Annotated in this window: 6 protein-coding genes; all 6 read right to left on the reverse strand. The window is 66.4% G+C overall.

The annotated features are described in order from the left end of the window. Positions 1-3 precede the first annotated feature (3 nt). Positions 4-1,203: an HlyD family type I secretion periplasmic adaptor subunit gene (locus tag JFY56_RS05835; RefSeq protein WP_208312591.1), complete on the reverse strand. Its 1,200-nt coding sequence runs from the start codon at positions 1,201-1,203 to the stop codon at positions 4-6. Positions 1,204-1,254: 51 nt separating this feature from the next. Beyond that, the gene (locus JFY56_RS05840) at positions 1,255-3,399 is read right to left on the reverse strand and encodes a type I secretion system permease/ATPase (RefSeq protein WP_208312592.1); all 2,145 of its coding nucleotides are present in this window, start codon (positions 3,397-3,399) and stop codon (positions 1,255-1,257) included. Further along, the gene (locus JFY56_RS05845; RefSeq protein WP_328824816.1) at positions 3,396-4,679 is read right to left on the reverse strand and encodes a TolC family protein; all 1,284 of its coding nucleotides are present in this window, start codon (positions 4,677-4,679) and stop codon (positions 3,396-3,398) included. The genes JFY56_RS05840 and JFY56_RS05845 overlap by 4 nt, the downstream gene beginning before the upstream one ends. Positions 4,680-5,034: 355 nt before the next feature. Then, positions 5,035-5,241, reverse strand: a complete 207-nt coding sequence (locus JFY56_RS05850; protein ID WP_208312593.1) for a hypothetical protein — start codon at positions 5,239-5,241, stop codon at positions 5,035-5,037. Positions 5,242-5,626: 385 nt separating this feature from the next. Further along, entirely contained in the window at positions 5,627-9,676 is a 4,050-nt protein-coding gene (locus tag JFY56_RS05855; protein ID WP_208312594.1) for a VCBS repeat-containing protein, read from the reverse strand. 277 nt (positions 9,677-9,953) lie between these two features. Then, complete coding sequence (locus JFY56_RS05860; RefSeq protein ID WP_208312595.1) at positions 9,954-15,707, reverse strand: Ig-like domain-containing protein; 5,754 nt, start codon at positions 15,705-15,707, stop codon at positions 9,954-9,956. Positions 15,708-15,983 lie beyond the last annotated feature (276 nt).

Genomic DNA, 15,983 nt, shown 5'->3' on the forward strand with positions numbered 1-15,983 from the left:
CGATCAGCGCTCCCGCAACGCCTCGCGCGCCCGGTTGAGCGGCTTGGTCAGGTAGTCCCAGACGGTCTTGCTGCCGGTGTGGATGTCCACGGTGGTGACCATGCCCGGGAAGATCGGGAAGCCCTGCCCTTCCTTGTTGCGCAGCGAATCGCTGTCGGTGCGCACGAAGACCCGGTAGTAGTACTGGTCGCGACGCACGTCGTCCTGGATGGTGTCCGGCGAGATGTGGCTCACCTGGCCGGCCAGCCCGCCGTAGATGGAGTAGTCGTAGGCGCTGACCTTCACCGTCGCCGGCAGGCCGGGATGGATGAAGGCGATGTCGCGCGGCGAGATGCGCGCCTCCACCACCAGTTGGTCCTCCACCGGCACGATGACCATGAAGCGGCCGTTGGGCGGGATCACGCCGCCGACCGTGTTCACCTCGATGTCCTTGACGATGCCGCGCACCGGCGATGTCACCGTCAGGCGTGCCAGCGCGTCGACCCGCCCACGGGTCACCGACTGCTGCGCTTCAACCTCGCCGTTGGCCCTCGCCAGTTCCTCGCGCGCCTTGACGTAGTACTGGTTGCGCGTGTCGGTGGCCTTCAGTTCCAGCTCGTTGGCCTGGCGTTGCAGGCGCAGCACTTCGACGTTGCTGGCCGCGCCCATCTCGGCCAGGCGCCGGGTCATCTTCAGTTCCTTGTCGACCAGCGCCAGGGCCTCGGCGATGCCCGCCAGCGTCTTCTTCAGGCTCTCGCGGCGCGACTGGTAGAGCGCCGTCTCCGAGCGCACCAGTGCCTCATCCTCCAGCACCTCCGGCGGGAACTCCAGTTCGCCGCCATTCACCTCGGCGTCCAGGCGCGCCGCCGTGGCCAGCGCCGCGCGGACCCGCGAGGCGCTTTCGCCGACCGAGGACTCGGTCTTGGTGCGGTCCAGCTGCGCCAGCACCTGCCCGGCCTGGACCAGGTCGCCTTCCTTCACCTTGAGCTCGGCGAGGATGCCGCCTTCCAGGGACTGCACCACCTGTTCGCGCAGACTGGGAATGACCTTGCCCGTGCCGGTGGAAACCTCGTCCAGCCTGAACACATAGGCCCAGGCGAACAGCGCCGTCACGCCCGCGAAGACGGCCCACACCAGCCACGAAACCCGGGGCGTACGCTCCGAGCTCGCGAAGTAGTCAGTGCGCCGGCCCGGAGCCGGCGCACGAAGGTTATCGATCTGCATAGCTACTCCACATGTCACATGCGCGGCCCGGCGGCCGGCTGAAATCGGCGATCACGCATCCGCGGCGGCAGCCGGTTGCGGTTTGGCCAGGCGGCCGAGGACGGCGTCCTTGCTGTCGTCCATGACGATGCGGCCGTTCTCCACGACGATGATCCGCTCGACCCACCTGAGCACCGCCGGACGATGGGTCGCCACCACCAGGGTGCGGCTCTGCAGCCAGGGCTGGAGGTTGCGGATCAGTTGCTGTTCGCCGACCTCGTCGAGCCACGCGGTCGGCTCGTCGAGCAGCAGCACCCGCGGCTCGCGGATCAGCGTGCGCGCCAGCAGCAGGGCCTGGCGCTGGCCGCCGGACAGCCCGCGCCCGCCCTCCATCACCATGTGGTCGAGGCCGTCCGGCTGCGCCTGCACCATGCCCAGGGCGCCGCTCAGCTGCAGGGCGTCGAGCAGCTCCTGGTCGGTGGCGTTCGGCCGGCCCATGGTGAGGTTCTCGCGCAGGGTGCCGAAGAACAGGTTGGACTGCTGGCTGAGGAAGCCCACGTCGCGGCGGACGTCATAGGGGTCGATCAGCGCCATCTTCAGCGAGTCGAGCATCAGGCTGCCTTCCTGCGGCGTGTACATGCCCGCCAGCAGTTGCAGCAGGCTCGACTTGCCGGCGCCGTTGCGGCCGAGGATGGCGACCTTCTCGCCGGCGGCGATCTCCAGCCTGCCGACCTCGATGGCCGGGCGCTTGTCCTCCTGGCGGTAGCGGAAGCGCACACCCTCCAGGCTGTAGTCGCCATGGATCACCGGGCGGTGTAGGAGCTTGCCCTTCTCCGCGGTTTCCACCGGACGCTTCATCAGCTCGTCGAGCCCTTCGCGCGCCACCTTCGCCTGCTGCCAGCGCACCATGATCCCGGAGATCTGCGCCAGCGGCGCGATCATCCGCGAGGACAGGATCGACATGCCGATCAGCGCGCCGGTGGTCATGTCGCCGCTCATCACCTGGAAGCAGCCGACCAGCACCACCAGCACGTAGATCAGCGTCTGCACTTCCTGCGTCCAGGCCATCAGCGCGCCGGAAATGAAGCGCTGGCGCATGCTGATGGTCGCGGAAACCTCGTTGAGGTGGTTCCACTGGCTCTGGAAGCGCGGCTCGGCGCGCAGTTGCTTGACGTCCTCGATGCCCTGCACCGCCTCCACCAGGATCGCGTTGCGGATCGCCGACTCGCGCATGCCCTCCCGGGACAGCCGCGCCAGCGGCTTCTGCGCCAGCAGGCCGGGGATCAGCAGCAGCGGCAGCACCGCCAGCGGCACCAGCGCCATCACCCCGCCGATCGACCAGAGCACGACGAGGAACAGCAGGAAGAACGGCAGGTCGGCCAGCGAGCCCAGCGTGGTGGAGGTGATCAGTTCGCGCACCTGCTCCATCTCGCGCAACTGGGCGATGAAGGAACCGGTGGACTTCGACACCGCCTCGTTGCGCAGACGCAGCGCATGACCGAACACGCGGTCGGAAATACGCAGGTCGGCGCGCTTGCCGATGCGGTCCGACAGGTAGGTGCGCGCCAGGCGCATGCCGAATTCGAAGGCGATGGCCAGCATCACGCCGCCGAACAGCACCCACAGGGTCGGCTCGGACTGCGCGGGCACCACGCGGTCGTAGACCTGCATGGAGAAGGTCATCGCCGACAGCGCCAGCACGTTCGCCACCAGCGAGGCGAGCATGATGTCGCCGTAGCGCGGCCAGTCGTGCAGGACGATCTTCCAGAACCAGTTCGCCTCGTAGGGCTTGATGTAGTCGTCGACCCGCACGTCGGGCACGGCGACTTCCGGACGCAGACGGAACACCCGCAGCACCCGCTCGCCCAACTCGCTGGCCGGCAGCGTCTGCAGCACGCCCTGCTCGCCGCTCAGGCGCACGCCGACCAGGCCGCCTGCGTCGACACTCTCGATGACGCCGACCTGGTTGCCGGAAAACTCGGCCAGCACCGGCAGGCGCCAGGGGTCCAGCACGCCCTTGTCGAGCGGTTCGCTACGCAGCGACATGCCCATGTCGCGGGCCATCTGCCGCAGCTGCTCGTCGAGGGCGCGGCCCTTGTGCCATTCCAGGCCGACGCGCACGCGCTCCTCGGAAACGTCCAGGCGGTAATGCCGGGCCAGCACCAGCATGGCTTCCAGCCAGGGGAGATAGGCCGGAGTAGTGGCTTGGGCGGTCATGGTTTGCTCCCCTCGAAAGAAAGACCCGTCAACTGGAAAACCTCGTGCATGTGGCCGGTCGAGCCGATGAAGGCGATCTGGGCACCCAGGAGGTCATACGTGGCGTTCACCGAGTCGGTTTCCGCCTGGAAGATTTCCTGCTCGGCGTTGAGCAGGTCGAGCAGCGTGCGGGTGCCCAGCGAGAGGTACTGTTCGCGGTACAGCTTCTGCGTGGCGACGATGCTCTTCTGGCGTTGCGCGAGGACGCGCATGCGGCTGTCCAGGCCGGACATCTGCTCCAGCAGCGCATCCCATTCGTCCTGGGCCTCCAGCTTGCTGGTCTGGATGCGCTCCTCGGCCGCCAGCACGGCTTGCGAGGCGCCACGCACCCTGGCCGACGGCGCGCCACCGGCGAACAGGTCGTGCCTGACGCCGACGGTCAGGGTGTAGACGCGGTCGTCCATTCCATCGCCCGCGTTGCCCATGTATTCGCTCACGCTGCCATCCACCGATACCGTCGGCCGGGTATTGGCCCTGGCCAGCGACAGGCGCGCATCGGCCACTTCGAACTCGGCCTGGGCGAGGCGCACGGCGGTCACCTGCTGCATGTCCGGAACGATGGCCAACGCCGCCCGCTGCAGTCGCTCGCGGGCGATGCTCACCCCAGACTCGGGCACGGGCTCGCCGATCAGCATGGCCAGCCGGCTTTCCTGCTGGCGCAACTGGGTGGATATCGCCAGCAGGGAGGATTCGGCCGCCTCCACGCGGGACTGCGCCTGCGCCAGGTCCGCCTGGGTGCTGGCGCCTTCCCGGGCGCGCTGGCGGGCCAGGTCGAGAAGCTGCCGCACGCCATCCAGCAGCGCCTGGGCCGCGTTGCGCAGCGACCGGTAGCGATCGACCTCGATCAGTGCCTGGGCCGCCCGCTGGGCCACTTCGTCGATCTCCGCGCGCAGCTGGAGTTGCTGGAAGCGCACACCGGCTTCCGCACCGAGCACGGAGCTGTCGACCTTGCCGAAGTCGTAGAGGGTCTGCGAGGCGCTGAGGGAAAGCTGCTGGCCGTTGCCGTAGCTGCCCTGGCGCCCGGTGTTCATCCCCACCTGGATGGTCGGCAGGTAGCCCGCCCGCGCTTCGGTCACGGCTTCGCGCTGCTGTTCCAGCAACGCCTCGGAGTCGCGGATGGAGGGATAGGTTTCCACCGCCAGGAGCACCGCCCGCCACAGGTCGAGTTGCCCCGGGCCGGTAGCCGGCATGGGCAGGTGATCGACCGAAAGGTCCAGCGTCGGGCCCGCGGCCGGCGCCACCTGCTGCCCTGCTGTCGGAGCCGAATTCGGAGTCGGGGTCGGGGTCGGAGTCGGGTCCGAAGCCGGAGTCGGGTCCGGAGCCGGAGTCGGGTCTGGAGCTGGGACGGAGTCTGGAGCCTGCGCTTCGATCCAGTGGCAATCGGGAGTGCAGACAAAACGCCGCCTGGCTTGCACGCCATCGGCCGGCATCCCGAATGCATCGGCCAGCGGAACGCACAGCAAAAGCGCCAGCGCCCCCCGGCGCAAATCTTCAAAGTACATCTTTCCGGACTCTGGAAAATGAGGTCAGCGAGTCTACGAATCAAATTTTCCGGAATCTTTAAGAGGCGTCTTAAAACAAGTTAAAGATAGATATTCACATCAATTCCGCAGCCATAAAGAACAACCAGATAACCAGCAGAAACTCATATAAAGCCAATCTCGACGGGTGTATTTCGCAGGGCTGAAGCGCTCTTTCCAGAATCGAGGAAATGCCACTACCCAAGCAGCGAAGCCTGGCGAATAAACCGTTCCCGGCACAGCCTTCGCCCATTGCAACTTCCTGCATGTCGAGTTTCTGCATGTTTCCTCCTGACAAGACTCATATCGAGATGCTGCCTTCCAGATAGAACAGCAAACGACATCCTATTAACTTCGAAATGCACCCGGCAATTCGAAAACTCTCAAAACAGGACGTGTGAAAACACCGGAATAAACTTTTCAGATAAGACTCAGAGGAAACTTTCGGGCAGTGCTCGATACGGCAATAAAGGGTTCTTCTCGGATTATCGGGGGAGGAGCAACTGTCTTGCCGACTGCGTCGAGGTGCTCAACCCATCCTACGACGGCGTTTTTCCTGCACCCCGTAGGTTGGTGCTGAACGCAGTGAAGCCCAACGATGGCGATGTTGGGCTTCGCGAAGAACCGGTCGTTCCCCGGCGCAGGGCGCGCCGGGGAACAGGCCGGGGTCAGACCAGGACCTGGTGGTTCTGCAGCAGGTTCAGCAGGTCGGTACGCGCGCCGACGAGGGTGACCAGGTCGGTGAAGCCCAACTGGCCGCCCATGCCGTCGCGGTCGATACTCAGCACCGTGCTGTTGCCCTCCACACGGGTCGACAGGTAGTCCAGCAGGCCGCGCGACGACGCATTGAGCTGCAGCACGCCGTCGTTGTTGTTCAGCCCGATGGGACCGTCGTAGCCGAGCATGCCGCGCAGGTCGATGATGTCGGCGTTGCCGTTGTGGCGCACGTCGCCGACGGCGAAGCCGTACACCTCGTCATGACCGTTGCCGGCGGTGGCGGTGATGTCCTTGAAGCTGGACGGACGATAGATCAGCGTGTCGTTGCCGCCACCGAACAGGTAGAAGACATCGTCGCCGCCGCGACCCTCGAAGTGGTTGTTGGCGGCGTTGTCGCTGAAGGTGTCGGCGAACGCGCCGCCCTTCAGGCCCTCGATGTTCTTCAGGGTGTCGTTGCCCATGCCCACGGAGACGCCGGTCTGCAGGTTGACCTGCACGCCCTGGCCGGCCCAGCGGTAATCGACCTCGTCCATGCCCTGGGTGGCGCTCCACACCTTGTCGCCATTGCCCAGGATGTTCCAGCCGCCGCCGCCGTTGATGACGTCGTTGCCCTCGCTGGCCGTGAAGCTGTCGTTGTAGCCGCTGCCGACGGCGCCGATGCCCTGGCTGTCGAAGTTGACGGTCGGCTTGCCGGCGGTCAGCACGTAGGCGTGGTCGGCCGCGCCGGTGGTCAGGCCGGCCCAGGTCGGGTTGGCGACGCCCAGTTCCTGGTCGGTGAGCAGCAGGCCCTTGCCGGTCAGCAGCCTGGCGCTGTAGACCTCGCCGGCGTCGAGCCCGTAGAAGTACACCAGACCGGAACTGTCGTTGGTCACGCCGGACTGCGGGTTGATGATCTGCGTCGCCACCAGTTGGCCGGCGGAGTCGAACAGTTGCACGGTGTTGCCGTAGTAGCTGTTGAGACCGTGCTTGTCGAGGATGCGCAGGATCAGGCTGCTGCCCTCGGCCACCAGGTTCTCGTTGCGGATCAGCACCGAGGGCGCGGTATCGGTGCGCGAGCCGAGGTGGTCCTGGTTGCTGGTGCGGTACATCACCAGGTCCACGGCGCCGTCGAAGTCGTAGTCCACGGCCACCGCGCCGCTGACGTTGTCGTAGGCCTGGCTGCTCATCGCCTTGCCGCTGTTCAGCCAGTCGCCATTGCCACGGTTGAGGAAGAGCATCGGCGGCATCGACGCGTTGATGCCCGACCAGCTGGCGTTGTGGCGCGGCACCTCGACGACGTCCATCCGGCCGTCGTGGTTCCAGTCCACGGCGAAGGAGCTACCGCCGTCGAAGTGGAACGGCAAGCCGCTCTTCTGCAGGCCGATCACGTCGTTGAAGAACAGCGGGTTGCTGTTGTCGATGCCCAGCCAGTTGCCACCGGCATCGTTGCCCTTGTTCAGGTAGATGCGGCTGTCGTCGGAGTTGCCGGTATAGCCGGTGGAACCACGGGTGCCGCGGGCCAGGAACAGGTCCAGGTAGCCGTCGCCGTTGAAGTCGGCCCAGGTCATGGCGTTCGCCAGGTTGCTGTATTCCAGGGTGCTGGAGGTATCGCTGCGGAACACCTTGTCGAAGGTCCGCTCGCCTCTCCAGGAGCCATCGGAATTGGTCAGCAGCACGCCGAGGGCGGTGTTGCAGTACTGGTTGCTGTGCCCGGCCAGGTCGACGGTGCCGTTGTTGTCGAGGTCCACGCCGCTGACTTCCGAAGCCCACCGGGTGTCGCCGCGTTTCTCGCCCTTCAGCACGCCGCCGTTGTTGACGATGAGGTTGAAGGCGTACTTGCCGATGGTGTTGTCGAGCACGATGAAGTCGGTGTAGCCGTCGCCGTTGCCATCCCAGGCGATGACCCCGCCGATGTTCAGCGAGTTCGGGTTGTTCACCCAGTCGGCGCTGTAGGTGCCGTCCGCCCTGGCGGTCCACAGCGGCAGGTACGCGGAGTTGCCGCTGACGTTGCCGAGCACGTCCATCAGGCCGTCGCGGTTGTAGTCGGCGAAGGTGGCCTTGGAGACCATGTGCCCGTTGCCGCCGTTGGTGACCTTGACCGGCTCGGCCAGGTAGCTGGCGCGGTAGTTGTCGCGGTCCTGGCCGCTGAAGACGGTGCCGGAGTTCATGTAGCAGGTGGAGCTCTGGGCGTAACCGTTGCTCTGGAAGAACGACCAGCTGCCGTCGGCGCTCATCGCCATGGCGGCGGAGTTGACGCCACGCACCGAGGTGACGGTGCCGCCCCAGTTGGTTTCGTGGCTGGAAGTGCCGGTCTCGTTGAGCGGACGGCCGGCGGTGGTCACCACCTGCGGGCCGAAGTCGGAGGTGTTGCCCGCCACGTCCCAGGTCACGAAGCCCAGTTGCTGCACGCCGTCCTTGAGCGCGGCGTCGAAGCTCCAGCGTCCGTCGTTGCCGGCCACGGCATGGCCGAGAATCCGGTCCAGGCCTTCCTGGTAGCGGCCGTCGCGGTTGACGTCCTGCACCAGGGCCACGGTGGCGCCGGCTTCGGCCAGGCCGTACCGGGCGCTGGAGTAGTAGGCGCGCTCGCCGCTGGTGGCGATGGGCGCGATGTCCGGCGCGAAGGCGAACGGCACCGGCGAGTCGAGGTCGACGATCACGTCGCGCTTGCCCAGGCTGATGCTGTTGCCGTGCCCATCCGCCAGGCGCAGTTCGACGTCGAGTGCCTGGCTGCCGGCCAGTTGCGCGCTGGTGTAGCTCCACAGCGCGCCGCCGTTGGACATGATGGTTTCCCAGGTCTTGCCGCCGTCGAGCGTCACCTGCAGGTGCTGGCCGATCTGCAGCGCGGAGCTGAGCTTGCCGGACAGGGTGATGCTGTCGTCGCGGGTGACGAAGTCCTTGTTGGTGGCGTGCCGCGCGTTGCTGTACTCGCCGACGATGGCGACGGCGGTATCGGTGACCAGCTCGATGCTGGTGTGCAGGCCCGGCGGCAGCAGATCGCCGAAGATCACATCCTGCGCGGTGTAGCTGCCCGGTATCTCCTGGCCGTCGGCACTCACCACGCGCATCTCGTAGCGCACGCTGGTGCCGAGGGCGTGCACGGCGGGATCGCTGTAGAACCATTCGGTGCCGAGGTTCGGCACGGGTTTCCAGGTCTTGCCGCCGTCGATGCTCAGTTGCAGCTTGCCGCCCTGCGGCAGTTCCCTGCTGAGGGTGCCGAGCAGGACGATCTTCGAGGCGCTGGTGATGAAGTCGCCTTCCACGCCGGTATCCGGGGTGATGCCGGTGATGTTCACGCGGATGTCCGGACGCGGCGGCTCGCTGGCGATGGTGATCTGCTGCTGCGCGATCTCGCCCAGGTTGCCGGCGGCGTCGACGGTGCGCATCAGGTAGGTGTAGCTGCCGTTGTGCAGCTCACGCAGGTCCTGGTACTGCCAGTTGACGCCGCTGACGGCCGCAACGTCCGCCCAGCTGGCGCCGCCATCCAGGCTGATCTGCAGCTTCTCGTGGGCGGCGAGGGCTTCGTTCAGGGTGCCGAACAGCAGCGGCGTGCGGTCGGCGGTGACCAGCGGCTTGTCCTCGGTGGCTTCGGAGAGGCTGAGGATCGAGGCGAGCGCGCTGGGCGGGGTCAGGTCGATGTGGAACACGAACGGCTCGCTGAGCGTGCTTTCGAGGCCGCTCGCCGGATCGAAGGCGCTGATGCGGAAGCTCTGCTGCCCCTCCAGCAGTTCGTTGGTCGGGGTGAACAGCCAGGTGCCGTTGCCCTTCACCGTGGCAGTGCCGATCAGCCGGTCGTTGTTGTAGATCCTGATCTGGTGCCCGGGCTCCGCGCTGCTGCCGCTCAGCGTCGGCTGGGTGTCGTCGGTATAGCCGTTGTAGTGCACGACGCCCTGGTACGCGGCAGGGCCGGTATCGTCGAGGATGCGGTCGATCACCGGGCTGGCCGGCGGCACCGGCAATGCGGGTTGATCCTCGGCAAACCCGGTCACGAGCGCGGCTTCCCTGGAAAGCGATTGGTCAGTCATGAATAACTCCTGCAATGGATGTCGGGCCCTTCCCTCGCCTCCCCTGGCGAACGAGTACGGACAGCACCTGCTCATGGACTAGCGACCGGAGCCGATGCCGGAAAGGCAGTCGACGAAAGTGTTCAAGGGGCCTCCGAAAGCTGGCCGCATGTCCGGAAACAGGACTCGTCCCGGGGCATTGCGCCGCTTCGGCAGGAAGGGCGGCGCACAGCGGGTGCGCGCGCCCGGAAAAACGTCCCCGACCGGGGCCTACGCCCGGCCGGGAACGGCTGGTCGGTCAGACCAGCAGTTGCTGCTGTTGCAGAGCCAACAGGTCGGGCTTGGCGAACGCGGCGTCGAACGCCACTGCCTCGACCGGCAGCGGCTGCAGCGCAGGCTCGACCAGCGGCGCCAGTTCGACAGGCTCGCCATGCACCGCCGGAGCCGTACCCAGCACCTGCGCCAGGCTCGGCGGAACGAACGCCTCGCTGGCGGCGACGGGCTGGAACGCGGGCTCGTCGACCACATCGGCATGCAGACCCAGGTCGAACGGCGCCGGCGTATCGAGCAGCCCGGCACCGATCACGTCGGTATCCAGGTACACCAGCCACTCGCCGGTATCCGGCTTGCCGGGAGCGCTCGCGACCAGCGACACCAGTCCATCGCCATCGGCGACCAGGCCGAGGTCGCTGGTGGTGATGGTCCAGTAGCCATCCTCGTTGGTGATCTGCGAACCCACCGCCACGCCGTTGGCATACAGCGTCACCACCGCGCCCGGTGCACAGGAGCCCCTGACGGTGAGGGTGGTGTCGTCGGTGAGGTCTTCCTTCTCCAGATAGCCTTGCGATTCGCCGAGATCGTCGTAGATGTTGATGATCGCCGGGGCATCGGACTTCGGCAGGCTGATGGTGAAGCTCCACGTTTCGCTGAGCGGCCCGACGTTGCCGGCGGCATCCACCGCGGCGGCGCGGAAGCTGTGCTCGCCGGAAACCATCGGCAGGCCCGGCGTGAACGCCCACTCCAGGGTCTGCTGGTTGACCGTGGCGGACCCCAGGAGCACTTCATGGCCCAGGTGTGCGTTGTAGCCGTAGACGTTGACCGTGGTGGCGCCAGCGCTGTCGACCTTGCCGTAGAGCGTCGGCGTCGTGTCGTCGGTTTTGCCGCCGTTCGGTACGTCCCCGTTCACCGGACCGGCGCTATCCCACAGCGCCAGGTCGGTCACGATGCCATCGAAGCTCAGGTCCACGGTGAAGTTCCAGCCGTCGCTCGGATCGCTCTCGTTGCCGGCGGCATCCACCGCCACAACGCTGAAGCTGTGCCCGCCTTCGGCCAGGTCCGCGTCCGGCGTGAAGCTCCAGCTGCCGTCGGCCTGCACCTCCGCCGATCCCAGCAGGGTGTTGCCGTCGAAGATATTTACCCGCTCGGCGCCACTGGCCTCGCCCTTGAGGGTCGGCCGGGTATCGTCGGTCAGGCCGCCCTGGGCGATCGCGCCGAGGACCGTGCCAACGTCGTCGGACAGCTCCAGCACGGTGACTTCCGGCGCGGTGGTATCGAGCACCACCAGCATCGGATCGCCGAGTTCGCTCGGGCGGCCGGCGGCGTCCTGCGCCTGCACGGTGATGCTCTTCTCACCATCCCCGGACAGCGGCAGTTCGACCTGCCAGTTGCCCTGGTCGTCCGCCAGCACGCTGGCGACCAGTTCGCCGTTGACATGCAGCAGCACGAGGTTGCCCGCCGTGGCGGTGCCCTTGACGGTCAGGCTGGTGTCGTCGGTGACGTCGCCGTCCTGCAGTTCACCGGTGATGCTGCCCTGGTCGTCGAGCACCTGCACGATCACCGGGACTTCTACCGGGATGTCGCCATCCACCAGTTCGAACGTCCAGGCGTCGCTCATTCCGCCGAGATTGCCGGCCTTGTCCACGGCCTGCGCCTTGAACGCATGCGCGCCGGGGCTCAGCTCCGGCGACTGGAAGCTCCAGTAGCCCGAGGCATCCACAGTCGCGGAGCCCAGCAGGGTGTCGCCATCGTAGATACGCACGGAGACGGCATCGCCACCGTCGACGCGGCCGCTGAACAGCGGGCTGCTGTCGTCGGTCAGGCTACCGATGTCGATGGTGCCGGTCTTCGCACCGACGTCGTCGACCAGGTCGAGATCGACGATATCGCCCGGCGGCGTGCCATCGATGTTGATGGTGAAGCCGGAGCTCGGCTTGCTGAGGTTGCCCGCACGATCCTCCGCCCTGACGGTGAAGAGGTGTACGCCGTCGGCCAGCGGCTGGTCCGGCGTGAACGACCATTTGCCGTCCCCGTCGACCTCGACGCTGCCCAGCAGATTGCCGTTGTCGTATACCCGGATCAGGTCGCCCTCGTCGCCGGTGCCTTCCAGGGTCGGCTGGGTATCGTCGGTGAGCGCGTTCTGCGCCAGGTTGCCCTGGACGTCGCCGACGTTGTCGATCACCGCGTCGATGGCCGGACGATCCGGCGCCACGCTGTCGATATCCAGGGTGAACTGGGCGCTGGCGGAGCCGCCAGCCGGCGTGGTCACTTCGGCGCTGTAGACGTGCGTGCCGTCGATCTGTCCCAGCGGCAGCTGGAATTTCCAGTTGCCGTCGCCATCGGCCACGACGGTGCCGTAGGTGAACAGGCCTTCCTTGATGGTCACCGTCGCATTGGGGTTGGCGGTGCCCACCAGGGTCGGACGCTTGTCGTCGGTGGCGCCATGGTCGGGCACCTCTCCCTGGACCGGGCCGACCTTGTCCAGCGCATGGTCGATGGTGACCATGGCCGGTTGGGCGTTGACGATGAACTCCAGCGGCTCGCTCGGCTCGCTGGCATTGCCGACCGCGTCGGTGACGATCACGCTGATGCTGTGCTCGCCCTCGTCCAGCGGAGCGGGAGTGAAGGCCCAGTTGCCCTGGCCGTCGGCCACGACGTTGCCGATCACCTCGCCGTTGTCGAGGATGGTCACCCGCTCGCCCGGCTCGACCTGGCCGCTGAGGGTCGGCTGGTCGTCGTCGGTCACGCCGCCCTGCCCGATCGGACCGGTCACCGCGCCGATATCGTCGTCGGCCGCCACGATGCCCGGCTGCTCCGGCGCGGTGGTGTCGAGGACCAGCGTGACCGGCTGGCTCGGCTCGCCATGACGGCCGGCATCGTCCTGCACCCTGGCGGTGATCAGCTTCTCGCCATCGTTGGCCAGCGGCAGTTCGACCTCCCACTTGCCCTCTGCGTCCGCAAGGGTGCTGGCCGCCACCTCGCCGTTGACGTAGAGCACCACGATACGGCCCGCCTCGGCGGTGCCCTTGACGGTCAGGCTGGTGTCGTCGGTGGCGTCGCCATTGCTGAGCTGCCCGGTGACGGAGCCATGGTCGTCGAACACTTCGGTGATCGCCGGCGCCGGCAGCGGCGGGGTGTCGTCGCCGACCACTTCGAACGCGATGGCCGCGGTCATCTCGCCGAAGCGGCCGATGCTGTCCACCGGACGGGCGCTGAAGCTGTGCTCGCCGGTGTCCAGTGCCGCCGACTGGAATTCCCAGTTGCCGTTGCCGTCCACCTGGGCAGTGCCGATCAGCGTGCCGTGGTCGTACACCTCCACATAGGCGGCGTTGGCGCCCTCGACATGCCCACGCAGCAGCGGCGTGGCATCGTCGGTCTTCTCGCCGTTGGCGATGGCCTTGTGCACCGGACCGAAGTCGTCGAGCAGCTCCATCTGGTCGATCACCAGCGAGGTCGGCACGGAATCGATGACAAAGCCGAACGGCAGGCTCGGCTGGCTTTCCCTGCCGACCGCATCGGTCACGGTGGCGGTGAGGAGATGCCCGCCGTCTGCCAAGTCGGGCAGTTCCAGGCTCCAGTGGCCGTTGCCGTCGGCCTGCACGCTGCCGACCAGAACGCCCTTGTCGTAGACCTTGACCAGGCCGTTCGGCTCGGCGTCGCGGCCTTCCACAATCGGGGTGCGGTCATCGGTGGTCTGGCCGGATACCAGATTGCCCTGGATCGCGCCCTCGTCGTCGCGCACCGCATGAATGCTCGGCCGCTCCGGCGCCAGGGTATCGATCTCCAGGGTGAAGGTGGCCTGGGCGAATTCGCCGGTGGCGCTTTCCACCCGCGCGGTATAGGTGTGCTCGCCCTCGCTCTGCGCCAGCGGCAGCTGGAAGCTCCACTTGCCCTGGGCATCCGTCATGACGCTGCCAAAGGTGACCGCGCCTTCCTTGATGAACACCAGCGCCCCCGGGGTCGCGGTGCCCTTCAGGACCGGACGGTTGTCGTCGGTGGCGCCATGGTTGGCGATCTCGCCCTGGATGGGGCCGACCTGGTCCAGCGCATGTTCGATGGTGACCGTCGGCGGCACGGACCAGATGGCGATCTGCAGCGCATCGCTGGCCACGCTGGTGTTGCCCGCCGGATCGGTGTGGGTCGCGGTGATGCTGTGGGGACCGTCGGCCAGCGGCTGCGCGGGCGTGAAGGTCCATTTGCCTTGCCCATCGACCACGACGCTGCCGATCTCGCCGCCGTTGTCGTAGAGGGTCACCCGGTCGCCCGCCACGCCCGTGCCGCTGAGGGTCGGCTGGTTGTCGTTGGTCACGCCGCCGTTGGCGACCGGGCCGGTGACGACGCCGACGTCGTCGGTCGCCACGACGATGCCGGGCTTGACCGGCGCGAGGGTGTCGAGGATGACTTCCAGCGGTTCGCTGGGCAGGCTGATCTGCCCGGCATCGCCCTGGGCCTTGGCCAGCAGTTCCTTCAGGCCGTCGCCGCCGACCAGTCCCAGGTCGCTGGTGGTGATGGTCCAGTCGCCGTTCGCATCGGCGGTGGCCGAACCCACTTCCACGCCGTTGGCGTACAGGATCACCAGGCAGCCGGCTTCGGCGGTGCCCTTGACGATCAGCGAGGTGTCGTTGGTGACGCCGCCATTCTGCAGCTCACCGGTGACGGAACCGAAGTCGTCGCGGACCGACTCGATGACCGGCGCATCCGGCACATGCAGGGCCAGGACGAAATTCCACGGGTCGCTCCTGGCGCTTTCGTTGCCGGCGGCATCCACCGCCGAGAACTGGAACGAATGCTCGCCGGGCTCCAGGTCGGCTGCCGGCTCGAAGCTCCACTTGCCGTCGCCATCCACCACGGTCGAACCGAGCAGGGTCGCACCGTCATAGATGTTGATCTGCATGCCCGCCTCGTAGCTCCCCTCGGCAAGGGTGCCCTTGAAGGTCGGACGCACATCGTCGGTCACGCTGCCCTTGGCGATGGTGCCGGTGACGGCACCCACGTCGTCGACAAGATCCAGCGCTTCCACCACCGGTTCCGGCGGCACGGTGTCGATGGTGAAACTCAGGCTCGGGTGATCGAGCTCGTACTTGCGATAGGGATCGTTACCGGCGACGTCGCGCACGGTGAACTCGAAATCGTAGTCGCCATCGTCCAGCGGCTGGTCGGGAGTGAAGCTCCAGCTGCCGTCCTCCTGGATACGGGCACGCCCGATTTCCTCGCCGTTGGCGGAAACCACCACTTCGTAGGAGCCTGTCGGACCGGTGTCCATCGGCAGCGGGTTGCCATGCTGGTCCAGCTGCGCCTTGAGCTTGCCGCTGAAGGTCGGCTTGTCGATGTTGGTTGCCTGGCCGGCGCCGACACCCGCCACCTTCAGGGAAGACTCGTCCAGGAACAGCGGCGGTTCGGAGTCGATCAGAATCCGGATGGGATCGCTGAAGGTCTTGCCATCGAGCGAGACCTTGAACTCCACGATCCCCTGGTCGAACTCGGACTTGGACGTGAGGCTCCACGCGCCGTTGGCGCGTACCGTGGCCGAACCCACCAGGACTCCATTGGCATAGAGCTGAACCACCTGCCCCTTGACGAGCCCTTCGCCGCGGAAGGTCGGCGCGGAGTCATCGGTGTAGTAAAGGCCGTCATGCAGGATGATTTCCTTGTACGCGCCGACGTCATCGCCGATCGAGCTGATGCTTGGCACATTGCGTACTTGCATTTCGGCAGCGGAGGTAGCGGCAGCATTCTCCAACCCCAGCGACTCCTGGGTAAGTTTCTTTCCGGCCATGGCTGGAATAACTCCTATCAATACCGTTGTTTCGCCCCCATTCGGGGCAGGCAGTTTCAGTCAGGGAAATACGAACTACGACGTGTGCAGACAGCGCCCGAGACGAAATAAAGCGATTATCTGGAGTGACACCGAAATTCCCGCCAGAATATTAGAAAGTGGATTTGCCAAAGTAATTAAGGGACATCCTAAAAGTCAGCCCGACAAATGCGACAAATCGAAACAGCGGCCAATAAGTCCGGACTCAATAAGAGTTTTCCAAAAGTCCGGAGCGAT

Source organism: Pseudomonas schmalbachii (genome assembly GCF_017589465.1).
GTDB classification, from domain to species: Bacteria; Pseudomonadota; Gammaproteobacteria; order Pseudomonadales; family Pseudomonadaceae; genus Pseudomonas; species Pseudomonas schmalbachii.

What these genes read in the sequence shown, in the direction of transcription:
- JFY56_RS05835 (WP_208312591.1), bottom strand. Translation starts at nt 1,203, where the DNA reads ATGCAGATCGATAACCTTCGTGCGCCGGCTCCGGGCCGGCGCACTGAC.
- JFY56_RS05840 (WP_208312592.1), bottom strand. Translation starts at nt 3,399, where the DNA reads ATGACCGCCCAAGCCACTACTCCGGCCTATCTCCCCTGGCTGGAAGCC.
- JFY56_RS05850 (WP_208312593.1), bottom strand. Translation starts at nt 5,241, where the DNA reads ATGCAGAAACTCGACATGCAGGAAGTTGCAATGGGCGAAGGCTGTGCC.
- JFY56_RS05855 (WP_208312594.1), bottom strand. Translation starts at nt 9,676, where the DNA reads ATGACTGACCAATCGCTTTCCAGGGAAGCCGCGCTCGTGACCGGGTTT.
- JFY56_RS05860 (WP_208312595.1), bottom strand. Translation starts at nt 15,707, where the DNA reads ATGGCCGGAAAGAAACTTACCCAGGAGTCGCTGGGGTTGGAGAATGCT.